At 48.2% G+C, this 22,657-nt stretch carries 22 protein-coding genes; 2 read left to right on the forward strand and 20 right to left on the reverse strand.

The features are described 5' to 3' along the window. Positions 1 to 297: hypothetical protein (locus JSU04_07760; protein ID MBS1970189.1), on the forward strand; the 297-nt coding region annotated here is incomplete at its 5' end. Between the two features lie 63 nt (positions 298 to 360). Here JSU04_07760 and JSU04_07765 read toward each other — a convergent pair. From JSU04_07765 to JSU04_07795, 7 genes are read right to left on the reverse strand one after another with little or no spacing between them, the layout of a single operon-like run. Next, complete coding sequence (locus JSU04_07765; GenBank protein ID MBS1970190.1) at positions 361 to 1,746, reverse strand: sodium-dependent transporter; 1,386 nt, start codon at positions 1,744 to 1,746, stop codon at positions 361 to 363. Further along, a complete protein-coding gene (der, locus tag JSU04_07770) occupies positions 1,746 to 3,065 on the reverse strand; it encodes a ribosome biogenesis GTPase Der (protein MBS1970191.1) in 1,320 nt (439 codons plus the stop codon). The genes JSU04_07765 and der overlap by 1 nt, the downstream gene beginning before the upstream one ends. A gap of 19 nt (positions 3,066 to 3,084) precedes the next feature. Beyond that, positions 3,085 to 3,996 (reverse strand): GTPase Era, encoded by a 912-nt coding sequence (gene era / locus JSU04_07775; GenBank protein ID MBS1970192.1) that lies wholly within the window; start codon positions 3,994 to 3,996, stop codon positions 3,085 to 3,087. Next, positions 3,993 to 4,685: a ribonuclease III gene (rnc, locus tag JSU04_07780; GenBank protein MBS1970193.1), complete on the reverse strand. Its 693-nt coding sequence runs from the start codon at positions 4,683 to 4,685 to the stop codon at positions 3,993 to 3,995. Before rnc ends, era begins: the two co-directional genes overlap by 4 nt. After that, positions 4,682 to 6,004 carry a tRNA (N(6)-L-threonylcarbamoyladenosine(37)-C(2))-methylthiotransferase MtaB gene (gene mtaB, locus JSU04_07785; GenBank protein MBS1970194.1) on the reverse strand — a complete coding sequence of 441 codons (1,323 nt, stop codon included), beginning with the start codon at positions 6,002 to 6,004 and terminating at the stop codon, positions 4,682 to 4,684. The genes rnc and mtaB overlap by 4 nt, the downstream gene beginning before the upstream one ends. Positions 6,005 to 6,012: 8 nt before the next feature. Continuing rightward, a complete protein-coding gene (gene mnmA, locus JSU04_07790) occupies positions 6,013 to 7,068 on the reverse strand; it encodes a tRNA 2-thiouridine(34) synthase MnmA (GenBank protein MBS1970195.1) in 1,056 nt (351 codons plus the stop codon). 19 nt (positions 7,069 to 7,087) lie between these two features. Further along, positions 7,088 to 8,302, reverse strand: coding sequence for a cysteine desulfurase (locus JSU04_07795; GenBank protein ID MBS1970196.1), 1,215 nt, complete (start codon positions 8,300 to 8,302; stop codon positions 7,088 to 7,090). A gap of 238 nt (positions 8,303 to 8,540) precedes the next feature. Here JSU04_07795 and JSU04_07800 point away from each other — a divergent pair, with 238 nt between their 5' ends. Further along, positions 8,541 to 10,058 carry a hypothetical protein gene (locus JSU04_07800; protein MBS1970197.1) on the forward strand — a complete coding sequence of 506 codons (1,518 nt, stop codon included), beginning with the start codon at positions 8,541 to 8,543 and terminating at the stop codon, positions 10,056 to 10,058. Positions 10,059 to 10,321: 263 nt separating this feature from the next. Here JSU04_07800 and tsaE read toward each other — a convergent pair whose 3' ends face one another. The 13 genes from tsaE to JSU04_07865 all read right to left on the reverse strand — a co-directional run bounded on the left by tsaE (position 10,322) and on the right by JSU04_07865 (position 22,618). Further along, positions 10,322 to 10,774, reverse strand: coding sequence for a tRNA (adenosine(37)-N6)-threonylcarbamoyltransferase complex ATPase subunit type 1 TsaE (tsaE, locus tag JSU04_07805; protein ID MBS1970198.1), 453 nt, complete (start codon positions 10,772 to 10,774; stop codon positions 10,322 to 10,324). Position 10,775: 1 nt separating this feature from the next. Then, a complete protein-coding gene (locus JSU04_07810; GenBank protein ID MBS1970199.1) occupies positions 10,776 to 11,504 on the reverse strand; it encodes a pyridoxine 5'-phosphate synthase in 729 nt (242 codons plus the stop codon). Between the two features lies 1 nt (position 11,505). After that, complete coding sequence (locus JSU04_07815) at positions 11,506 to 12,882, reverse strand: phosphoglucosamine mutase (protein MBS1970200.1); 1,377 nt, start codon at positions 12,880 to 12,882, stop codon at positions 11,506 to 11,508. Between the two features lie 9 nt (positions 12,883 to 12,891). Continuing rightward, positions 12,892 to 13,299, reverse strand: a complete 408-nt coding sequence (locus tag JSU04_07820; GenBank protein ID MBS1970201.1) for a hypothetical protein — start codon at positions 13,297 to 13,299, stop codon at positions 12,892 to 12,894. Further along, on the reverse strand, positions 13,299 to 14,111 hold the full coding sequence (locus JSU04_07825; GenBank protein ID MBS1970202.1) for a TIGR00159 family protein: 813 nt from the start codon (positions 14,109 to 14,111) through the stop codon (positions 13,299 to 13,301). The genes JSU04_07820 and JSU04_07825 overlap by 1 nt, the downstream gene beginning before the upstream one ends. A 23-nt stretch (positions 14,112 to 14,134) precedes the next feature. Next, positions 14,135 to 16,084, reverse strand: coding sequence for an ATP-dependent zinc metalloprotease FtsH (gene ftsH / locus JSU04_07830; GenBank protein MBS1970203.1), 1,950 nt, complete (start codon positions 16,082 to 16,084; stop codon positions 14,135 to 14,137). A 98-nt stretch (positions 16,085 to 16,182) separates the two neighbouring features. Further along, on the reverse strand, positions 16,183 to 17,112 hold the full coding sequence (tilS, locus tag JSU04_07835) for a tRNA lysidine(34) synthetase TilS (protein MBS1970204.1): 930 nt from the start codon (positions 17,110 to 17,112) through the stop codon (positions 16,183 to 16,185). Position 17,113: 1 nt separating this feature from the next. Then, entirely contained in the window at positions 17,114 to 18,448 is a 1,335-nt protein-coding gene (locus tag JSU04_07840) for an aldehyde dehydrogenase family protein (GenBank protein ID MBS1970205.1), read from the reverse strand. A gap of 33 nt (positions 18,449 to 18,481) precedes the next feature. Beyond that, the gene (locus JSU04_07845) at positions 18,482 to 18,709 is read right to left on the reverse strand and encodes a hypothetical protein (GenBank protein MBS1970206.1); all 228 of its coding nucleotides are present in this window, start codon (positions 18,707 to 18,709) and stop codon (positions 18,482 to 18,484) included. 66 nt (positions 18,710 to 18,775) lie between these two features. Continuing rightward, positions 18,776 to 19,144: a hypothetical protein gene (locus tag JSU04_07850; GenBank protein ID MBS1970207.1), complete on the reverse strand. Its 369-nt coding sequence runs from the start codon at positions 19,142 to 19,144 to the stop codon at positions 18,776 to 18,778. Between the two features lie 5 nt (positions 19,145 to 19,149). Then, positions 19,150 to 19,581 (reverse strand): SRPBCC family protein, encoded by a 432-nt coding sequence (locus JSU04_07855; protein ID MBS1970208.1) that lies wholly within the window; start codon positions 19,579 to 19,581, stop codon positions 19,150 to 19,152. Between the two features lie 74 nt (positions 19,582 to 19,655). Further along, positions 19,656 to 20,387, reverse strand: coding sequence for a hypothetical protein (locus JSU04_07860; protein MBS1970209.1), 732 nt, complete (start codon positions 20,385 to 20,387; stop codon positions 19,656 to 19,658). A 164-nt stretch (positions 20,388 to 20,551) separates the two neighbouring features. Further along, positions 20,552 to 22,618, reverse strand: a complete 2,067-nt coding sequence (locus JSU04_07865) for a phosphatidylserine/phosphatidylglycerophosphate/cardiolipin synthase family protein (GenBank protein ID MBS1970210.1) — start codon at positions 22,616 to 22,618, stop codon at positions 20,552 to 20,554. Between the last annotated feature and the right edge of the window lie 39 nt (positions 22,619 to 22,657).

Here is a 22,657-nt window from a genome sequence, read left to right on the forward strand (position 1 = left end):
GCAAGAAAAATCACCAACGCTCGCCGTGGGTATAAGATTACAGGTCAGCAAATCTCAGCTCAAACAACCTTGAAGCTATCAAAAGATACCCAAACGACAGATAGAAAACCTTCTGAAGAAAAGTTCTGGCAAGGTCTCGCCTTCACCCGCGTGATCAAAACCCGCATCGAAGAACTCCAGCTCAGAGGCTACTTCAAAGCCAACCGCCTTCAAGCCGCCAAAGGCCAGAAAGCCCGTGAGGAGTACTTACAGAAATTCAATGAGTGGGTCACCCGAATGCGGCAAGGGACTGCGTAAGTGCCGAGCCGCGTGGGTTGGGTGACTATCGGTGAGTGAAACTCTCGGTCGTGTAACTTCTTGCTAGCGCATCTTCATTAGAAGGCCGAGGATTTGCAACAACATCCCGACGATGATGAAACCTGGAGCGTACCAACGCAAAACCCATTTCCAGTGCGGGTACATGGAATAGCTCACGAAGCGGTCTTTGGCGATGAACTGAGTTTCTTTTTCTTTTTCGCTCATGCCGTAGTTGATACTAATGAGCAGCCCCAGCGCAATCACCGGAAGAATCCAGTTAATCAGCAAAGAGTCCATGGACTCCATAATGCCTTTACCGAAGAACTGAACGTCTCGGAACATGGAGCTTGAAAAAGACGGAATCATTGCGAGCAGAAGCGCAAACGCCCCTGTGATCCACGAAGCCTTATTACGGCTAAACTTCATTTTCTGGCTAGTACTGTCAACCATGTTGGAAACGATGGTCTCCATCAAACCGATACTCGCATTCAGAGCCGCAAGGTATAAGCAGCTAAAGAACAATAATCCGAAAAGCAACCCGCCACGGAAGTCGAGGAAGAATCGCGGCAAAGTCTCAAACAGCAAGGCCGGATCCGTGAGAGGAACGTTCGAGGCTTGAAACGCAATCGGGAATACCAACAAAACCGCAATCAGTGAAATCCCCGTATCCACCAACGTCACGCGGAAACCCGCCGTTGGAACATGGTCCTCATCCTTCATGTAACTTCCGAAAGTCACAAGCGTTCCAAAGCCCACTGACAGAGTAAAGAAGATATGGCCGACAGCATGGATAATTGAAGAGTAAGTCAGTTTAGAAAAATCAGGATAGAACAAGAAACGCAGAACTTCGGGCTCTGATGGGAGCGAGGTTGAGCGGAATACCAGGAGCAATACCAAACTCATAAAAAGCGGCATCATATAAGTGATAAACTTCTCAAGACCTTCTTGAACGCCCTTACCAACAACAATGATCGTGAGAAGCACGTGCACACTTGCAAGCGCCCATTGCAACCACCCGTTTTGCATAAGGGTCGCCAGCGAAGCCGCCGAATGATGAACATCCGTCGGCACAATCACTTCCATCAAAAAGCGACTCAAGAAATGCAAAACCCAGCCGGAGATCACCGCGTAATAGGAAAATACCACCAGACTTAATAAAACAGAAAAACGCCCAGCCCAGGCAAAGCCCTTATTTCCGGACTTCTGAGCAAGCAACTGAGTCGCCATGAGCACACTCTGACGAGTGGATTTACCAAGGCTCAGCTCGGCAATCAAAAGCGGCAAGCCCACTGTGAGCGCCATAAACACATACAGCAAAACAAAGGCACCGCCCCCGTTTTCGCCGACCACGTAAGGAAACCGCCAAAGATTCCCAAGGCCACAGGCAGAGCCGATGGCCAAAAGGTAAAATCCAAAACGTGTCCTCCACGAGCCGCGCTTCACCGCCATTAAGACCCCTTACGACTCTTCATACAGAAGATACGAATCGGAATCCCTTGCAGACCCCAACGCTCTTTGATGTTCTTAATCAAGAAGCGGCGGTACGCATTGGTCACGCCTTGTGGGTGATTCGCAAAGGCGATAAATGCCGGCGGCACTTGGTAAGTTTGCGTGAGATAGTAAAACTTCACATTGTTATTACCATAAACCGGAGCCGGAGCTTTACGGATGGTCTCGAAGAAGAATTCATTAAGATCCGCCGTTGGGATTTTGCTACGGAGCTTCTCGCCCACGCGCTCGACTTCTTCGTAAAGGTCATTTAAGCCGTGCGACATCTTCGCACTTGTGAACACCACTGGAACGTCGTCAAAGAAGTGAAACGTGCGTTCCACTTGCTCACGGAATGTTTTGCGGTACTCAGGAATGTCTTTTTGGCCAAGATCTGATTTATTCGCAACGAGGATCACGCCACGGTGGTCCTCAAGGATTGCCTGCATGATCTTCGCATCTTGATCCGTAGGACCAACGGTGCCGTCCACTACGAGCAATACGAGGTCCGCGCGACGGATCGCCTCTTGAGATTTGAAAGCAGAAATGATTTCCAAATCCTCTTCACGACGAGCCGAACGGCGAAGACCGGCTGTATCAACGAGATAAAACTTTTTATCATTCACATAGAAAGGAGCTTCCACCGAATCGATGGTCGTTCCGGCGATATCAGAAACGAGCATACGATTCATACCCAAGATCGCATTGCTGAGAGAGCTCTTACCCACGTTCGGCTTTCCAACAATGGCAATACGCAATCCCTCTTTGATCTCTTCTTTGTGCTCAGGGATTTGCTTTGTCACCCACTCAAGAATGTCCGACACCCCACGACGTTGCTCAAACGAAGCGGCCACGATATCAACGCCAAACTCATAGAAATCCGCTTTCGCCATTTCTTCTTCGCTAACGCTATCGACTTTATTAATCACGAGCAAGAACGGCTTACCGGTCTGTTTTGCGATGCGAATAATATCGCGATCCTCAGGCACAAGACCCGCACGACCATCCATTACAGCCACGATCAAATCCACACTGTGAAGGAACTCAGAAACCTGCTCGCGAATGAGTTTTGAGAACAAGTCCCCGGCTTCCGTAATTCCGCCGGTATCGATCATATCGAATTGCTTGCCCCAGATTTCAACTGGCTCAATTAAAATATCACGAGTCACGCCCGACTGGTTTTTTACAACCGCCTTACGAGTCTCAGTTACGATATTAAATAGCGTCGATTTCCCCACGTTGGGACGGCCAATGACCGCCACCTTCGGGGTGCCCATCATGCGACTTTCAACAACATCTTCACTCTTCATTATTTCGGACATATCCCAACTCCTGCATGATGCGCTTATTATTAAACCAGTCCGCTTTAAACTGAACTTTCAAATCCAAGAATACTTTTCCACCCACGAGCTGCTCGATCTCTTTACGAGCGGCTGTGCCGATTTCTTTAAGGTTCGCAGCCCCTTTACCGATCACAATCGCCTTGTGATTTTCTTTAGCCACGAGAATCTCAGCATAGATCTTCGGACAAGGCTGCGCATCTTCATCAAATTTCAAGATACGCACAGCCATGCTGAACGGAATCTCTTGATGAATGAACTCAAAGCACTTTTCGCGGATCACTTCCGCAACGAGGTCACGCACATTGTGCGGCGTAAAGAGCTCGATATCGTACAACGGCGCAGGACTATCAGGCATCATCGTCAGAAACTCGATTAATAGAGCTTCGCGATTTTCTTGATCGCCATCGATGTCTTTTGCCGACACCTGGAACGCTTTACCGCCAGCTTGCTCAATCATGCGCTTTAAGATCATGATGCGATGTTGTTTTTCTTCGATATCAGACTTTGTGATAACGCCGGCCCATGGTTTTCCGCTTGCAGAAACCATCTTGATGACTTTATCAGCGTCTTCAGGGTTTTTCTCATCCACACTCAAGATCGCGAGCAATGCATCGGACTGCCCGATCACATCTTCTGCTTCCTGTGAAAGGAAACCATTCAGACCCTTGTCGGCGTTAATCAAGCCCGGAGCATCAACAAAAACGATCTGGCCTTCGTCGGTACTCCAAACACCCAAAACGCGACGACGAGTGGTTTGCGGCTTCTCTGTGACAATGGAAACTTTCTCGCGAACGAGATAGTTCATGAGCGTGCTCTTCCCCGCGTTTGGCTGACCAATCAGTCCTAGAAATCCTGCTTTATAACTCATGTACTTTTCTCCTTCGGCAATAACTCGAGAGCCTTTTTCGCCGCTTCTTGCTCGGCGATCTTTTTACTACGTCCTGTTCCAGTCGCTAGATTAGTCTCTCTCACGCGGACACAAACCGTGAAAGTGCGATCATGTGGAGGGCCGTCTTCACCAATCAATTCGTAAATCGGCGCCTCTTTTGTTTCTTTCTGCATTACTTCCTGCAGACGGGTTTTATAATCCTTTTCAAAATCCTGAGTCGGGTCGATCTCTTCAACCAGCTTTATAAAATCGCGGCGTACAAAATCGCGCGCCGATTCAAAGCCTCCGTCCAAGAAAATCGCCCCTAAAAGCGCTTCGTAGGCTGAAGCAAGTAAACGTGGCTTCTGCGCCCCGCCTGTCATACTTTCACCCTTTCCAAGGTGGAGGTATTTTGGTAACTCCAAAACAGATGATAACTTCGAGAGCACCTCTTCATTGACAAGGCTTGCGCGCTTCTTAGAGAGCCCCCCCTCCCCGTCTCCGGGAAAGCGTTCCATCAGAAACTCTCCAAGAACAAGGTCCAAGACCGCGTCCCCCAGGAACTCAAGCTTCTCGTTGTGATCACAGCGCTCACGCAATTCGTGCGCAAAGCTCTTGTGAGTGAGTGCACGCTCAAGCAGTTCGCTTTTCTTAAACTTATACGAAAGTTTTTTCTCTAGTTCGGTCATGCAAGAATCTCCCCGACGAGATGTCCTTCCATGCGATTCTTAGTGGAATTTTCGTATTTCAAAATTTTAACATCGACCTCTTGCCCCGACCAGTGACCGATAAACTCGTCAGCTCCGATGATTTGCACCGGCCAGTAATCACGGCTGAGCGCCTGACCACCTTTTGCCGAGTTCTTAAGAACCAAGACCTTCTTTTGAGTTCCCACTTGAGCTTTCGCTAGCGTCTCAAAACGGTGAAGACTCAGTTCTCGCAAACGTGAAGCACGGCGAACGCGCTCTTCATTTGGCACGGTCACGTCATAAGTTACAGCCCGCGTGCCTGGACGTTCGCTGTATGGGAAGACGTGAATCTTCGTCCAAGGAAGTTCTGCAAGTGTGAGATAAGTGTCTTCAAACTGCTCATGAGTTTCAGTGGGGAATCCGACAATCACGTCCATACCGACAAAAGCGTTCTTTACGCGTTTATCGATTTGATTAAGAGCATGCATCACATCGTTTTGGGTATACTTACGCTTCATCTTGTCGAGCACATCCGTATTCGCACTTTGAATACTCATATGGAAGTGCGGGCACATCTTGTCGTCTTGATAGAGATCCAGCAAACGCTCCGAGAGCTCCACCGGCTCTAAAGAGGACAAACGGAAGCGTGGCATTTTAGTTTTCGCCAAAAGATGCTCAACGAGGTCCTCAAGAACCAGCTTCTTACCGAACTTCTCGTCTTCATAGTCGCCAATATGAACGCCGGTTAGAACCGCTTCACGAACGCCTTCAGCGTAGAGGTCATTCACGCGGGCAACGAGGTCCGCAACAGGAATACTGCGGGACTTACCGCGAGCATAGGGAATAATGCAGTAAGTGCAGAAGCTATTGCAACCGTCTTGAATTTTCAAAAACGTGCGCGTGTGGGACTTCTCAATCCCGCCGCCCATTTCAAGGTCTTCTTTTTTAAAGATATTAGATTTAAAGACCTTCTCCGTAAGATCGCCTTTAAAATACTTATTGAGAAGCTCGGGCAACTGACCCTTGTGGGAGTTAGCCACAACAAGATCAGCTCCAGGAAGATTCTCAAATGAACCGGTATCGACTTGGGCCGCACAACCGGTGACAACCACTGTGCAGAACGGATCGCGCACTTTCAAGCGGCGAATGTATCTGACAGCTTCTTTGGTTGCTTCCGCGGTCACAGCACACGTGTTGAGAACATGAATACGCGGGTCCCCGTCTTGGTATGTAAAGCCATTACTTTGCAGGTTCTTTTGCAAGAGGCCTGCATCGTACGTGTTCACTTTACAACCAAATGTGTGGACCTGGAATTTCATGGAATTGTCTACAGAGTGATCCATCCGCCTCCCACGAGTTGTTTGTCACGATAGAATACCGCGGCTTGGCCCGGAGTGATCGCACGCTGAGGGGTTTTGAATTTTACTTTAAAACCCGTGCTTGTCTTAAAAACTTGCGCCGGATAGCCTTTGGTTGAATAGCGGATTTTTACGTTCATCTCTTCGCCGTCTTGAACATCCGACAAAAGCTTCGGCTCAATCACATCGACTTCGCTAGCAAAGAGGTATTGTTCATCACCAATCCACACTGTGTTGGTGTCAGATTCGATTTTAAGCACAAACATCTTTTCGTGATGATCAATCCCCAAGCCTTTAGATTGACCAATCGTGAAGGTGTGGATTCCGTTATGACGGCCCATCACTTCACCATTTGGGTAGCGCTTGAGGAGACCTTTTTTAGAATCCAAAACCGCTTTATCGACTTGTGAAGCGATAAAATTATCGTAACCTTGACCGCCGACAAAACAAATACCCACAGAATCTTTTTTGCGAGCGTTGAGCAAACCGACTTTTTCCGCGTAAGCGCGCACGTCCGGTTTTTTCATGTGGCCGATCGGGAATAATAATTTCGGCACGATCTCTGGATCGATCGTAAACAAGAAATACGTCTGATCTTTCCAGTCATCGACACTTGTTTGAATGTGCGATTTGCCGTTTTCATCTTGAACGATCTGAGCGTAATGACCTGTTGCCAAGTAATCACACTCAAGTTCTTTCATTTTACGGATCAAGTGATCAAACTTCAGATACGTATTGCAATTCACGCACGGAAGCGGTGTCTGGCCGTCCAGATAAGCCTTCAGGAAAGGATCAATCACTGCCGCACGGAACTTTGCTTCGCAGTTCAAAACATAAAACGGAATCCCCAGACGATCCGCCACATCGCGGGCGTCGTCCACGTCAATACTCGAACAACAAGTGCCGTGGCCTTCTTCGATATCGCAGGTGGTGTAATCCCACACTTGCATCGTAGCTCCGACAACTTCATAACCTTGTTCCACCAAAAGGGCCGCAGCAGCAGAGCTGTCTACGCCCCCACTCATGGCCACAAGCACGCGTCCTTTAGACATGCTTCACCTCTGACTCCGCTTCAATCTTGCGAAGTCTATCAACAACAGCTTTCAAAGTTTCAACAAATTCATCAACCTGAGTCAGGCTATTGCCCCAACCAAGACTTACACGCAGACTGCTCTGCGCCTCTTGACGAGAAAGCCCCATCGCGAGCAATACCGGACTTGGTTCGGGATTGCCACTGCTGCATGCAGCGCCTGTGCTGACCGCGTAGCCCTTGATATCAAGACTCATCAGCATCGTTTCACCGTCAACGCCCGGAATGACTAAACTCGACGTGTTTGGCAAACGTGGACTTTCACCCGCCGTCACAACCGCGCCCGAGATTTCAGCAAGAATTCTTTTTTCCATGTGATCACGAAGCTCACCCACGGCCTTTGCATGCTCAGCCACTTCCGGAAGTTTTTCAGCCATCACGCCAAGGCAAGCGATACCAAGCACGTTCTCAGTGCCGCCGCGACGATGACGCTCTTGAGCTCCGCCATCAATCAGCGACGCGAAGTTCGAACCGCGCTTTGAGAAGAAAAAGCCGCTGCCTTTGATGGAATAAAATTTATGTCCTGAGAACGAAGCGAAATCCACACCGAGAGTTTGTAAATTCACTGGCACTTTACCGAAGGCTTGCACGCAGTCAGAGTGAAAGAGCGCGCCTTTTTCGTGGGCAAGCCTTGCCATCTCAGCCACCGGAAAGACATTGCCGGTTTCGTTATTTGCAAACATCACAGAAACCAACGCTGTTTCTTCCGTAAGATGAGCGCGGAAGAAATCCATATCGATCACGCCCTGACGATTCACAGGAATGAAATCCACGCGGGCGCCCAAAGATTTTAAATGGGCCATCGTCTTGATGATGCTTGGATGCTCCACTTCCGAGCACATGTAGTGCGTACGGCGCGCGAGCTCCGGCTTAAACGAAGTCGTTTGATAGTAATCAAACACGCCCTTCAGAACTGTGTTGTTGGATTCAGAGCCGCCGCTTGTGAAGACGATCTCGAGCGGATGGCAGCTCAGATTTTTTGCAAGTGACTGACGAGTGTCGCGCAGAATATTCTTAGGCTGACGTCCAGCCCAGTGTATCGAGCTGGGATTTCCCCAAGCTTGAAGAAACTCAGGCACCGCCGCAATGACGTCATCGCTCACCGGAGTGGTGGCGTTGTGATCAAAGTAGTTCGCTTTGAGTGAGTAAAGTGTGCGGAGTTCGTCCATAGAGTGCCGCACCTTACCACAAAGTGAAATTCCAGAAAACATATAAGATCTTAATAATTTACGAAGCACCTCGATCCTTATATGACGTCCTATCGATGTATTTTCGTTCTTTTTGTCTGAGTTTTAGACAGTAAAAAATACAGTCCTACTAAGGACTAAATAAAACTAGACCTCCCAGGGGCGCTTTCCTCTAGAAAGCCTTAAGGAATTTCATCACTTAGGCCGATAAATGATCTGTATGACTAAAGTCAATTGGCAGGATCATTTTACGAGTGCGATGCAAGAGGCGGAGAATCTTTACTCCAAAGACTCCACCAACGTTTCGCTTTTGATGTTTTGTTTACGTTCTAAGCTGATTCCAGCTTCGGAATATCTCGATTGGGCAAAGGAAAATTTTCAAATTCCCGTCCTGTCTGAGAAGTTTTTCCAGATCCATAAGCCTCAGGCAGAGCTCTACAAGAAATGGCAGAAGATCCACAAGTGGACCAATGAATGCATGCCCGTTGCCGAGTGGGACGGTGTTTTAATCATCGCCTGCCTCGAAATTCCTGAGAATTACAACAATGCAAATCCGACCACTTTTGTTCTAACTTCCCATGAGGTCCTCGATCAAACGTGGGCCGTTTATAGTAAATCTGAAAAACCAGCATCAGCTGCTGCCGGTAGTGATTTTGCTGACATGACGGCTCTTGCCGCAACCGTTGTTGCAAAACCCGGTGACGAGGAAAATCTCTTTGGTGAAAATGGTGAGCTCGTTTTGAAAGATGACTCATCTTCTGAAGAAGAAGGCTCCGAAGAAGCTTCCGCCTCCTCCGAAGAGGGCGAAGAATCTTCTGGTGAAAAGCCAGAGGGTATGGAAGCCTCCGTCGACGAAGAAGCCGCAGGCATGCCAGAAGGTCTTTTTGGCGACTCCCCGGCTCCAAAAATAGATGCTCTCTCTAATTTCACAAAAACAGAACCGATTGCACTTCAACCAATGAATACAGAAATCACTCGTGAGCTCAAAGCCGAGATCGAAGATGCGCCGGCAGAAGAAGCTCCCGTTGCTGTCGAAATGCCGAAGAAAGGTCCTCGTACGAGCGTTCCTTTGATGGCTAACATCGGTGAAAAAACGAAGATCGATGATGTTTCTTCTCTCGATGATATGGAAGAAGTTGACGATCACGAAGTGCAGTTCCCAAACAAAAAACAAATTTCACCGATGGCGAGCGTTTCAGCGGGCGAATTCCCGTCTGTTCCTGTGAAGCCCACGATGAACCCGGCGAACTCTGCGGCGTACTTCCTCGAAAAAATGCGCAAACAAGCTCAGGATCAATTCGACAAAGACGTGATCTCAAGCTTCCAGCAGATGAAAACCTTCTTTAAAAAATCAATGCTGCTTGCGATTGGCGACAAAGACACTCTTGTAAAACCGATCCTCTGGGATTCTGGTTTTGACGTTAAGTCACCGTCAACGCCTGAGTTTAATTTAAAAACTCCGAGCATTTTCAAAGTCGTTTCTGGAACGCAAAAGCCTTATCACGGCTACATCGTTCCGAATGATTTGAATGAATCTTTCTTTGAGTCTTGGAACCACGGCCAGATTCCTGATCACGTGACCATCGTGCCTTTGATGGACGGTGATATTTTGATCGGAATGATCATGGGTTTTGGCGAAAAGGCCAGCTATAATAAGAACGTCCTTCAATTCACAGAAAACGTCGCTAAGGGTCTTTCAACGAAGATTCTTAAGGGCCCTACTGCGAAAGTGGCGTAGGTCTGCTGCTACCTTCGGGGCCTTTTGGTGGCTCTGCACTTCTTCCTGCATCCTTGCAATCAGGGACTCTGTCCCCGAACCCCTGAAAGCTCGGCCGTCGTGGCCGACCTTTCGACGTAACTTAGGAAAACTTATCGACATCAGTACTTGTCTTCACCGTACGTTGGACAGACGGCCACGAAGGCCGGCTGTAGCGGGAGCTCGAGGGCAGAGCCCTCGATTCTCAGGACGGAGAAAGACCGGCGGTAGCCACAACGAAATCTCTAAACCTGCACCGAGATCGTAAGATTTCTTTCACTCGGAGCCGCGAGCTTTTCAATCGTCACGCGGATTTTAAACCAATTTAGCGGCAATAAATCCTGATTCAAACGGTCCGACCATTCGATCACGACTAAGCCTTTTTTAGCTCCGAAAAGATCCCAAAAACCCGTACTTTCTAGATCGTCTTCACTCTCAAGACGATAAAGATCGACATGATCCATTGAGACATCACGGTTTTCATAATGATGATGAATTGCAAATGACGGAGAGGCTGTTTCCTGAATACCTAAGCAGTCCGACAAAGCCTTTACAAGCTCTGTCTTCCCGGCACCAACAGGTCCTTCTAAAAGCAACAAGCTGCGCTCTTTAAAGAGCTTCAGAAGCTCCAAAGAGATCATGCCAAGGTCCGCCGGCGACTTCGTATGAAACTGCTTTACGACCTTGTAGTTCGTCATTTTACCCTCTGAGAATGCTGCTCATCTTGCGAACAGACTTTTCAAGTCCTTCTTCAAGCGCGTAGCAGATCAATGAATGACCAATGTTCACTTCACGAAGATAAGGCAATTTTTTGATGAGCTTTGTGTGATGATAATCCAAACCGTGACCGGCATGAACACCCAAACCAAATGCGTGAGCCAAGTGAGCGGCTTTCACCAGACGATCCCACTCTTTTTGTTTTTTCGCGCCCTTTAATAGCACCCAGTGACCGGTGTGGAATTCCACAGCATCAGCACCAAGGTTGTAGCTTGCTTCAACCTGCTCAAGGGAGGGCTCAATGAACATCGAGATTTCAATCCCGCGCATTTGCATCTTTTCAACCATGGGCTTCATTTTCTTAAAGCCTTTTACCACGTTGAGACCGCCCTCCGTGGTGAGCTCCGCGCGCTTTTCAGGCACAAGGCAAACCCATTCCGGCTTGTACTTACGAGCTAAACGAACCATATCGTCGGTCGCTGCCATTTCAAGATTCAAAGGCACAGGACATTTTTTAGAGAGCAAAGCCAGATCATGCAATTGAATATGGCGACGGTCTTCGCGAAGGTGGATCGTGATTTGCTCAGCGCCCCCCTTCACGGATCTTTTGACCATTTCCAACACTGACGGATAAGGAGTCGTTCCCCCACGAACCTGGCGAAGGGTGGCGACATGATCGACATTCACGCCAAGGCGGATTTTATTTTTCATACTAGCTTAATTCTTTCTCGAGGAACTGAGCGATTTTCTCAGCGTATTCAGTGATTTTAATTTTATCAGGACCTTCAACCAAGATGCGAAGCAAAGGCTCTGTGCCCGAGTAACGAACAAACAAACGGCCTTCGCCATTGAGTTGTTTTTCGATATTTGCAATGAGTTCCGCATAGCCTTTGATTTCAGCAAGCTCTGTGCGGCGCTTTACGCGGCAGTTGATAAGAACCTGCGGCACATCTTCAATCACGCGATTGAGATCACTTGCACGCTTCCCGGTTTGCTTCATCACCGCAAGCACGTTGAGAGCCGCCACGCAGCCGTCACCGGTCGTCGTGTGATCTAGGAAGATAATATGCCCCGATTGTTCACCACCGAGGTTGTAGCCATTTTTACGCATTTCTTCGACGACGTATTTATCGCCGACGCCCACTTTCACAAGCTTAATCCCGTGCTCGGTCATTTTCTTTTCAAGACCAAAATTACTCATCTGAGTCGCAACAAGGGTGTTTTTCTTTAAAATTCCAAGATCCTTCATATGAAGAGCGCAAAGTGCCAGGATATGGTCCCCGTTCATCACTTCGCCTTTTTCATCCACCATGATCACGCGATCCGCATCACCATCAAGGCTGATGCCGACATCGGCACGATACTGAATCACCGCGTCCGCCAATTTTGCCGGATAAAGAGCTCCGACCTTGTCATTGATATTAATGCCGTTCGGCTCATCACCAAGCTGAATGACCTCCGCACCCAGCTCTTCAAAGACAGCGCGAGCTACTTTGTAAGCCGCACCATGAGCCGTGTCTAAGACGATACGAAGACCGTCGAGAGTGTACTCCAAAGGGAAAGTCGATTTCACATAAACGATATAACGGCCTTGAGCATCGTCGATACGACGTGTGCGGCCGACCTCGCGAGAATGCGGAAGATACTTTGTCATATCTTCGTGAAGCACCAGGCGCTCGATTTCTCTTTCCATATCATCAGCGATTTTAAAACCATCCGGGCCGAAAATCTTAATCCCGTTGTCTTGAAATGCATTGTGCGACGCTGAGATCACAATCCCCGCATCCGCACGCATCGTGCGAGTGAGGTAGCCGATCCCTGGAGTCGGGAGTGGGCCCACAAGCTGAACATGCACACCCATTGAGTTGAGCCCTGAAGACAGCGCCTGCTCGATCATATAACCTGACAAGCGTGTATCCTTACCGATAACCACTTTGCGGATAGATGAAGCCCCGGGGCGAGCTTGCTTATGCAAAAGGTGGCCAATAGCTTGACCGACTCTTAGCACGATATCAGGAGTCATCGGAAATTGGTTTGCGGTTCCGCGGATGCCATCGGTTCCAAATAAGCGGTTCGATTTTTCTGACATGAATTTTTCCTACTTCGTTTTCGATTCAGGCTTGGTAGAAACCTCTGCGCGGATCACGTTCGGGCGGACTCCCAAGATCCGAACGCCCATCGGGACGTCGATCTTATTGAGAGGCACGTCGATATCCAAAACGCCTTCTCCTCGATCTGAAATGTCGATGAGAATACTCTGGGTTTGGGGATTGTCCATAAATTTCTTAAGCGCGGCTCGAGGTCCTGAAACCTTCACACGGATGTTGTCCGCCGTCTGCGCTACGACCACCTGTTTGGGGCCGGTTTGGAGCTCAATATCGATCTTTTTGCTCAATACGAAATCACGGCGACCAAGGATCGTCAGCCATAGAATGAGTGAAATAAACAACGCCACCATCTTGTAGCTGAAATTCTCAGTCACATAGGAGGTCCAAGGCTTTTTCATCATAGCGAAGCCTCCCCTTGCTGGAAGGCCTTGTATTTAAGGCCGTAGGTCTCATAAAGCGCCTTACGGATGTCACCAAGCTCTGCATTCGCCGTCAGGTGGCCCCCTTGAACAATGCCGATGGATTTATTTTCTTCACTGACAACAAAAACCAACGCATCAGTTTCTTCAGTCAGGCCGATCGCAGCGCGATGGCGTGTGCCCAAGTTTTTATCCAAAGCAGGATTTTTACTCAGGGGCAAGAAACAACCCGCAGAGTGAATCTTACCCCCACGAATCAGCAAAGCCCCGTCGTGCATAGGGCTTGTAGGGTGAAAAATAGACGTAATAAGTTCCGCAGACACTTTAGCGTCAATCTCAGTTCCGAACTCAATGTGGTAGTCGATCACGATTTCACGTTCGATCACAACAAGCGCCCCGTAACCCTTTTGGGCCGCGGCGATGATGCCTTTCGCGATCTCTTCAATGACATGAGTCTCTTGGGCTGCAGATACATCCGTGAAGAACGGATTACTGCCGATATGAGCCAGAGCGCGACGAATCTCGCCCTGGAACAAGATCACGACGATCACAAACAAATTAGAGAAGAATTTTTCAAGCAGCCAATTGAACGTGAAAAGTTCAAGCCAAATACTGAGAATATAACCAATCGCAAGCACCCCGAGACCGGAGAGCATTTGGATTGTGCCCGTACGCTTAATGAGGACCAAAATGCGATACACCACCATCCAAACCAAGATCATATCTATCAGATCTTGGATTCGGAGGTGGGATACGATGAATACTAAGTTATCTATGAATTGCTGAAACACCCTTCGAGCCTATCACAGGGTGTTTAGATTGTCACAGGGCCTGTGTTACCTACTGGGTCTCCGGCTGGCTTCTTATCGGTCGCGACAGAAGCAGCAATACCTAGACCACCGTCTTTTTTGTTATTGCGGATCTTTTCGATTTCGCTGACGGCCGCACCATTGATGAGCATAGCCACTTCATGACCGTCGATCGTCTCATACTCCATCAAAGCTTCCGTCAAACGCTCGAGAGCGTCTTTATGGTCTACAAGGATCTTAAAGGCCTTTTTATAACCTTCATCGATGATACGAGAAACCTCTGTGTCGATTTCTTCCGCTTTCGCCTCAGAGTAATCTTTTGATTTCTGACCATACTGCATACCCAAGAAAACCGGGCCTTCGCCTTTTTCATAAGCCAAAGGTCCAAGCTTCTCGCTCATACCCCATTCGCACACCATACGGCGAGCAATGGCCGTCGCGCGCTCGATATCGTTTGCTGCACCGGCTGTCACGTCTTTGTAAATGAGCTCTTCCGCCGCACGACCACCGAATGCAAACGCAATCCAGTTTTCAGCCTGTGACTTCGAGAAGCTCACAGAATCTTTCTCAGGCAATGTCTGAGTGAGTCCCAAAGCCATCCCACGAGGAATGATCGTCACTTTGTGGATCGGATCAAGACCCGGGATTTTGTAACCAACCAGCGTGTGACCTGCTTCATGATAAGCCGTCATGCGCTTATCTTCTTCAGAGATCACCATCGATTTTCTTTCAGCGCCCATAAGAACTTTATCCTTCGCTTTTTCGAAGTCTTCATTCTCAAGGTATTTCTTATCCGTACGAGCAGCGATCAACGCCGCTTCGTTTACCAAGTTTTCCAAATCAGCGCCCGAGAACCCCGGAGTCCCGCGAGCAATCTTAGACGCATCCACATCAGGACCGAGAGGAGTCTTCTTCATGTGCACAGAGAGGATTTGCTCACGGCCTTTCAAATCAGGCTTATTCACAACCACGCGACGGTCGAAACGACCTGGGCGAAGAAGTGCCGGATCAAGAACGTCAGGACGATTGGTCGCAGCGATCAAGATCACACCTTCAGTCGATTCAAAACCATCCATCTCAACCAACAACTGATTGAGTGTTTGTTCACGCTCGTCATGACCGCCACCCATGCCGGCGCCACGATGGCGTCCGACGGCATCGATCTCATCGATGAAGATCAAGCACGGAGCATTTTTCTTACCTTGTTCAAACAAGTCACGGACGCGGCTCGCACCGACACCCACGAACATTTCAACGAAGTCAGAACCCGAGATTGTAAAGAATGGTACGCCCGCCTCACCCGCAACTGCACGAGCAAGCAAGGTCTTACCAGTTCCCGGAGGGCCCACCAAGAGAACACCCTTAGGGATACGACCACCGAGTTTTGTGTATTTTTTTGGATCTTTCAAGAAGCTCACGATCTCTTGAAGATCGTCTTTTGCTTCATCAACACCAGCAACTTCCTTAAACGTCACGCGGTTTTTATGCTCAGTCAGCATGCGCGCACGGCTCTTACCGAACGACATCGCTTTACCGCCGCCAACTTGAATCTGGCGCATGATGAAGAAGAAAAGGCCTACGATCAAAAGTAATGGCAACCAGTTCACAAGGAATGACTGGAAGAAGTTGTTTGTATCAGCGCGCTCGTAATTTGGCGTGAGGCCGTTAGCGACGAAGAATTTGTAGCCTTCGTCAGACGTGTTACCAACAATGCTGAATTTAGTAGCACCGTTGTACTTCTTAGCGAAGTCTGGCTTCAACTCTCCGACGATCTCACTGGTCTCTTGGCGGAAAGTGATGTCCGCAACTTCGCCTGCTTTTACAGCATCAACGAGCTTAGAGTATGTAAAATCTGGAATTGTCTTCTGATGCTTGTTTTCATAGGCATGGAAGAAAAACACCACCATGATGATCAGGAAGAACCACAGGGCCAAGGTCTTTTGAGTGGATCGCATGCTTTCTCCTTCTTGAGAAATATAGTTTAAAGCCTAGCATGGAAGGGAGGGGGTCACAAGGCTTGCGCCAGTTATTCTGACTTATTCGGTCCCTGAAATTATGGTTTCTGGACCCGAACTTGCTGCGCGTTAACGACCCAATCCATCCCGCTGACTCTAAAGATGAGGTCTTTTTGAGAAATGTCCAGTCGTTTTTGCACTTCTTCAAGATGAGACTGAGAAAAACCCTGCACATTTTGAGATAGAAGATAACTTGCAAGCGCTTGCTTTTGCTGTGTTTTAGAGAGCGCTAAATAATGCGGTCTCGAAATAAAATCCTCTTTAAAAAGTCCCTCTGGAAATGCCTCTGCATCGAGGGTTTCCGCGAGGATTTCTAACGAGCGCCCGAGAGCACTCACCGCTCCTTTTTGTTTTTTTTCGAGAGCCACTAACCATTCTTGGCGAAGCCAGTTTCTCATCGGATGGAGATCAGCATTCGATGGATCCTCGAAAGACTCAAGTGAAAGCGCATTGAGATAATCTTGCAAATCGTTTTTCGAAATTTTTAAAAAAGGACGGAACAGTTCCTTCTGAATTACTCTCATGGCGGTGAGTCCCTGGCTCCCCGTGCCACGAATCAAACGCAATAAACGTGTTTCTAGTAAGTCTTCGCGGTGATGAGCGAGTGCAAGGAAATCCGATTTTGTTTTCTTGCGGACACTTTCGAGGGCACTGTGGCGAAAATCCCTCAGCGCCGCCTCTGAACTAAGCTCATCTCCCTCGTGTTTTTCAATATGAAAAGGAATGCTGTGGCTCTCGCAAAAAGCGCGGCAAAATTCGGCCGCAGCCTCGCGATAAGGAGCGTTCACTCCGGGACCGTGATGCACATAACAGGCTTCTACTTGCGTGCGTTTAACTCTGTGGAGCGACCGAAGCAACGCGAGCGAATCCACACCGCCGGAAAAGCCGACGAGGATTTTCCGCTCGAGAATTTCATGAATTTTAAGTTCTTTCCAGAGCTGGTGCTCCAGATCCAGCCAATCGTTCAAATCAAGATCCTTGGGCGACAGTTTTTACGTTGCAGAATTCATAAAATCCAAAACTGCCAAGCTCGCGGCCATGACCGGAATCTTTCACGCCTCCGAAAGGCAATCTCGCATCGGATTTGACAAAATCATTCACCACAACAAAGCCGGATTCCATCTTCTTGGCAACAAGTTCCTTTGCGTGAGGCGCATTGCTTGAGAAAATTCCGCCACCAAGGCCAAAGGGCGACGAGTTTGCGATCTCAAAGGCCTCTTCTTCGCTCTGAGCTTTAATGACAAGCGCCACCGGGCCAAAGAGTTCTTCCTTGTGAATACCGGGATGATTGCGCTCAAAAGTAATCATACTGGGAGGATAAAAGGCGCCGGGCTGATTGGGAATCTCCCCGCCCAGTTGCACAACGCCCCCCAGGGACTTCATCATCTCCACCTGATCTTGCAACTGGGATTGGAACTTGACGGCTGCCAGGGGGCTAGTCGGGAAAGTCGCAAGTTCCGCTTTCATTTGCTTCACGAAATTCTCATAGATATCTTTGTGGACGATGAAGCGCTTGGCAGCAATACAGCTCTGACCATTATTGATCATACGCCCTTGAGCGCAGGCCTTGGCCGCCTTTTCGATATTGGCATCAGACAGAACGATATAGGCGTCACTCCCGCCAAGCTCCAAAACGATTTTCTTTAGCGCCGCCCCCGCAGTTTTTGAAACCTCGCGCCCGCCGCGTGTGCTGCCCGTGAAAGTGACACCACGAACTTTCGGATGTTCAATCAAGTGGGCTGCAATGGCGTGATCAATATGCAAGTTAAACACCACCTGCTCATCGAAAATATCTTTGCAAAGTTCTTCGATTTTCGTCGCACAGCCAGCGGTCAGGTCTGCGTGCTTAAGCAAAATCACGTTGCCAATCATAATCGACGGAGCGGCAAAACGAATGAACTGCCAGAATGGAAAGTTCCACGGCATGATTGAGAAAACAATTCCCATCGGTTCAAAGCGCACTTCGCTGGCGGCATAGTTTGCAGCTACCGCCTGTGGTTTTAAAAGGTCCGGACCTTTTTCTGCATAGTAATCGCAAGCTGCTGCACACTTTTCAATTTCAGCAATACCGTCTTTTTCGGATTTACCCATTTCTTGGGTCATTAGGTTTGCAAGCTCACGCTTGTGTTCACGCAAATTCGTTGCAAGCTGCTTCAAGGCCTGCGCTCTGCGCTCCACAGAAACTTCGCGCCAGGCTTGAAGACTGCGCGACGCCTTTTCGACGATATCATCGACCTGCTTCAGAGTCAGATAGTGATAGGTTTGAATGACTTCACCGGTAGCGGGATTGATCGTTTGAAACATGGCAGCCCCCTTGATGAGGCCATCATATCGCCGTTAGATCTCAGAGAAAACTTGATAAAACGAGATGACAAGGGCTACCAAAAAGCAACCGGTCATAATGCCCCAAGAAAGGATCTTGTAGGCCTTCGCCACACGGAGAGCGCTCTTTGTGTAGTTCGTGTTATTAAACACGGGAATCTGAATCAGCACAGCTTTCATGAATTGATGTGCACAAAGACAGAAAAGAACCACCGAAGCTAATGAAAGAACGTATGTATTCATACCGAACTTATCGGCTCAAAATGAGAAACTCGAAGTCTAGATTTTAGGATAACCGCCGCGAAAGGCCTACTCTTTAGGCGTATTTTCTTTTTTAAGGATCTCGACCTCGGCCGAGATCTTAAATTTATGTGTCTCTGCGAATTTAGAAAATTCCTTAACCAGGTCAATCTTTTGAATCATTGCTACGAGCTCTTTACTCATGCGCTGAGTGATTTCATCTTTGGATTTAGAAGCACTTTGCAACAGAGTCTGCAAAACTTCCTTCGGAAGCTTCATTTCGCCCACATAGTTACGAATGGATTCTTCAGTCAGGAAAGCGGCACTCACACCGACGGTAAAGACCTTCTTTAAAGCATCACTCAACAGGGACTTCCCGTCCTCGATTTTTGCTTCGTCCGTCACGTCTTTTTTAGTGTGTTTTCCGTCCGCTGCCATGGAGACTACTTTCTATAAATCTGCGCCACACGCTTGTGGTAGGCACTCATCATACCCGGAAGATTCACGCTGACCAAGGCATTCGCAATCGGACCGGGAACAAACATGCTAAATGTCGCCTCGACAGAATAAGTCGCGCGGCATTTGCCGGCCTCTTCTTCGAGCTTCCAAGAGCCCACAGAGGTTTTAAACACATCCCCACCAGCAAATTCCCAAGTGATGGAGGTTGACGGAGTTTCCGTCATCCACATTGTGTATTTGAAGGCCTTAATAACGGCCACATTGAATTCAACAAGCTTGCGGTTGCCTTCAGATTTGAGCACTTTGCATTGCTTCACCTCTTGAAGGAACTCGTGGTACTTCTCGTAATCAGAGATGATTTTGTAAAATTCTTCGGTCGTACAATTGAAAACTTCTGTCGTTGATGCTTTTGCCATGACCTAAGTCTTCCGGAGTCGACGGAAGGTGTCAACACCGATGTATAGAATGATTATGTTACGTTAAATTGCACTTATCTCGTACAGCGGCTTTTCACCAACCACTTGATGTCGTAGCCGCCGCCGGCAACGGGTATAAAGTGAACCACGGCGTGCCTCATGCCGACATAGATGTGCTTGTCTTGATCCATAGCAAGACTATTCGGATACAAGCGGGTCACATACGAGGACTTCAGTTTATCGATTTTTTCAGTAGGCCAATGGATCGAATAAAGCCCCTCACCGGTCACGAAGTAAAACCTTTCAGGATCCGTGGCAGCAACAGCATAAGGATTTGCCGGCAATGGGACTCTCTTTTCTACCTTCCAGCCAAAAGCTTTAGGCTGCTTCTTTATAATAAGCATATAGCCATCATCGGTTTCCAAATGGGCTAAGCCACCGAAGGCGACCACGGTGTCATTGGATACTGAAAACAGCACTGAGATATTTTCATTGAAGAGAGTTTGATGTTCTCTGCCTTGATTAAAAGAAAGTCCCCCTTCGAATTCGCCGCCATCTTTAGCTATGAAACTACCTCCGGCGATGTCCAAAGTAACTGTATTGCGACGTTTCGCGGGAACAATGACAAGTTTATTCTTCTCAATACGAACTGCCCACTCGTCGGCACTCATATTTGCGCACGAGAATTCCTTTGAATCTTGAGCATAAGGGGCGATTTCGATAAACCCCTCTACCCCCGCGGAAGCAAAAGAGCTAATGACCGCCACTAAAAAAATTAGAAAAAGACAGAGATTGATTCGAATCATCTTTAAACCCAGCCCTTAAGAGAGATTTCTTATATCGTCCTCAAGGAAGCCGTCTTAGGTCAATCGAGCGATCTCGATAATTTTTTATTCATGAATTTACTGTTCCAAAACTTCTTTGGACTAACTCCATTGTGCCACCCGAGGCTCGCGGATGGCTCCACTTCCTAGAATTCAGTATCAAACATATCAAGAATAACTTTTTTAAGCGGGCTTGTTTTTAGCTTATTCTGAATCGGACGGGAGTCCTGCAGATAAGTTCCGTAGATTTTTTCCATGCGCTGATTGAATTCAGGGCTGTAAATCATTGCTCCGTTTTCAAGATCATGGAAGAAGCTGCGTTTGTTCAAATTCACCGAACCGATGAATGAGAACTTGCCGTCCACCAGCACGATCTTAGAGTGTAAAATCACTTTCGGCTCCACGTATTCATAGACATGGATCTTATCCCAGAACTGATTCACGCCGGCTTTATTGGCATCGCTCAAAAGCCAGTCAACGGTGTCGCCCTCGAGATCCAAGCGGGTGATCAAGGTGATATCCACCCCCCGTTTCACCGCGCGATTCAGAGCGCCCATAAACATCTCTGTCGGACGGAAATACGGAGTTGAGATCTTTACGCTCTTCTCAGCGGAATCCACCATCTCAGAGTAGAAGACTTCAAGACTGTGGCCATCTTTATAAGGGAACGACATGAAGTGACGTACCAGAGGCTCACGACCGTTAAACAGACGCATATCCGCCGGAGCTGATTGCATCACGTTTTGATTGATCGAGCGAACCGCCAGCGTTTTTGCATCATAGTTCCAAAGCGTTAAAAAATGGGCCGCGGCCTTACGAGTAAAGCCCGGGTCCTGAACTTTGATTTCAAAATCGCGCCAGTGACAGAAAGATTCATCCTTGCCATCGCCGTAGTCGACCATTTCAGGGTAACGAGCTTTGCCTGGCAGAGTTTTAAATACGAAGCCATCATGGACGTTACGGCCACCAATAAATGTCGTATTGAGCTCAGGACGATCTTTCGAAGTCGTGATCAGAAGCTTCACGTGCATCGTGCGATGGAATTCGTCAAACTTGCCTTTCAGGCTTTCCCCTTTTTGGCGCTTGTAACGATATTCTTGGATTTTGATGTTATTGTGTTTTTGCGTCATACGCGCAAACATCGCGCGGTCTTTTTTAAGCGCAATCACATCTGACACAAGCAACTTTACACGAGTCCCGCGATCCGCATGATATTCCATCAAACGGGCCAGCAAGCTTCCGTAGAAATCCGCTCTGAACACCAAGTAAGAAACATAGATGCTATCAAAGTGCGGCGCTTGACTCATATCCAGGGGCGCATAAGGATCGTAATTCTGCACGAACTCTTTTGTGATAGGATGGCCTAGCAGAACTTCAACCTTTGAACGAAGCGCATCAACCGGATCTTCGAGTGTCGTGACGTTGTTCACTGAATCCACGCAAGTCATCGACTTGTATTTGTTGGTTAGAAAGAATCTTTCAACGCCTTTGAGGTTTCCTGCCTGAGGTAAAAAACAACCGTCGATCACTTGGTTCAATGCCTGGTCCGGGTCTGTCGTATCTGTGACGATACGCACGCCGTAATTTTTGCCACCCATTTGCCACGTCAGCTGACACTCGGCTCCCTGCGGAGGAGACAAAACAATGCGCTGACCGTTCACAGTACTTTCATAAACATTGAAGTGCTTGCGCTCATTGGCTGAGTAGAACTTCTTCCCCAAAAGACCGTTCTGGAATGTATAACCCTGATTGCAAACGATGTCCGCAGGATAACTCGGCTGATCTTTTTGCAATTCTTCTGAAGAGCGATTGTCGTTGAGTTCTTTCGAATAGAGAAAACTCTGAATATCAAGCTCATACTCTTTGGCACCAAAGCGATCCATGGCGTAGATGCGCTCGATCTGCCCGTTCTTGATTTCAAAATCCGCAAGGCGGTTGATGTTGAGTTCTTCTCTGCGATCGCGCCAACGTCCGAAATAGGCCCCATTCACACTAAACGGGGAACCCGTGTTTGCACTCAAGGGGGCGACCACATCAGCAACCTGAACAGCTTCTTCTGGAATCACATTTTTCATCGTCTCGGTCTCGTAGGTTTTCTCAACGAGCTTGAGCAACTCAAAAGATTCCGCGGAACTTGCCGCTGGATTTCTTGGTGAGGAAGATTGGCAAGAGATCAAACCTAAAAATAGAATCGCAGAGATAAACTTTTTCATGCTTTTCTCTTCGGAATTCGATGTCTTAAGCTGAATTAA

This window comes from Bdellovibrionales bacterium, assembly GCA_018266295.1.
Lineage (GTDB): Bacteria > Bdellovibrionota > Bdellovibrionia > Bdellovibrionales > Bdellovibrionaceae > JACMRP01.

Bases quoted from the DNA above. Each gene is read 5' to 3' on its own strand.
- JSU04_07855 (MBS1970208.1), bottom strand. From the start codon at position 19,581: ATGGCAAAAGCATCAACGACAGAAGTTTTCAATTGTACGACCGAAGAA.
- mtaB (MBS1970194.1), bottom strand. From the start codon at position 6,004: ATGAAATTCCAGGTCCACACATTTGGTTGTAAAGTGAACACGTACGAT.
- JSU04_07810 (MBS1970199.1), bottom strand. From the start codon at position 11,504: ATGAAAAATAAAATCCGCCTTGGCGTGAATGTCGATCATGTCGCCACC.
- era (MBS1970192.1), bottom strand. From the start codon at position 3,996: ATGAGTTATAAAGCAGGATTTCTAGGACTGATTGGTCAGCCAAACGCG.
- JSU04_07860 (MBS1970209.1), bottom strand. From the start codon at position 20,387: ATGATTCGAATCAATCTCTGTCTTTTTCTAATTTTTTTAGTGGCGGTC.
- JSU04_07765 (MBS1970190.1), bottom strand. From the start codon at position 1,746: ATGGCGGTGAAGCGCGGCTCGTGGAGGACACGTTTTGGATTTTACCTT.
- JSU04_07800 (MBS1970197.1), top strand. From the start codon at position 8,541: ATGACTAAAGTCAATTGGCAGGATCATTTTACGAGTGCGATGCAAGAG.
- JSU04_07845 (MBS1970206.1), bottom strand. From the start codon at position 18,709: ATGAATACATACGTTCTTTCATTAGCTTCGGTGGTTCTTTTCTGTCTT.
- rnc (MBS1970193.1), bottom strand. From the start codon at position 4,685: ATGACCGAACTAGAGAAAAAACTTTCGTATAAGTTTAAGAAAAGCGAA.
- JSU04_07815 (MBS1970200.1), bottom strand. From the start codon at position 12,882: ATGTCAGAAAAATCGAACCGCTTATTTGGAACCGATGGCATCCGCGGA.
- mnmA (MBS1970195.1), bottom strand. From the start codon at position 7,068: ATGAGTGGGGGCGTAGACAGCTCTGCTGCTGCGGCCCTTTTGGTGGAA.
- der (MBS1970191.1), bottom strand. From the start codon at position 3,065: ATGATGGGCACCCCGAAGGTGGCGGTCATTGGCCGTCCCAACGTGGGG.
- JSU04_07865 (MBS1970210.1), bottom strand. From the start codon at position 22,618: ATGAAAAAGTTTATCTCTGCGATTCTATTTTTAGGTTTGATCTCTTGC.
- ftsH (MBS1970203.1), bottom strand. From the start codon at position 16,084: ATGCGATCCACTCAAAAGACCTTGGCCCTGTGGTTCTTCCTGATCATC.
- JSU04_07795 (MBS1970196.1), bottom strand. From the start codon at position 8,302: ATGGACGAACTCCGCACACTTTACTCACTCAAAGCGAACTACTTTGAT.
- tsaE (MBS1970198.1), bottom strand. From the start codon at position 10,774: ATGACGAACTACAAGGTCGTAAAGCAGTTTCATACGAAGTCGCCGGCG.
- JSU04_07850 (MBS1970207.1), bottom strand. From the start codon at position 19,144: ATGGCAGCGGACGGAAAACACACTAAAAAAGACGTGACGGACGAAGCA.
- JSU04_07840 (MBS1970205.1), bottom strand. From the start codon at position 18,448: ATGTTTCAAACGATCAATCCCGCTACCGGTGAAGTCATTCAAACCTAT.
- JSU04_07820 (MBS1970201.1), bottom strand. From the start codon at position 13,299: ATGAAAAAGCCTTGGACCTCCTATGTGACTGAGAATTTCAGCTACAAG.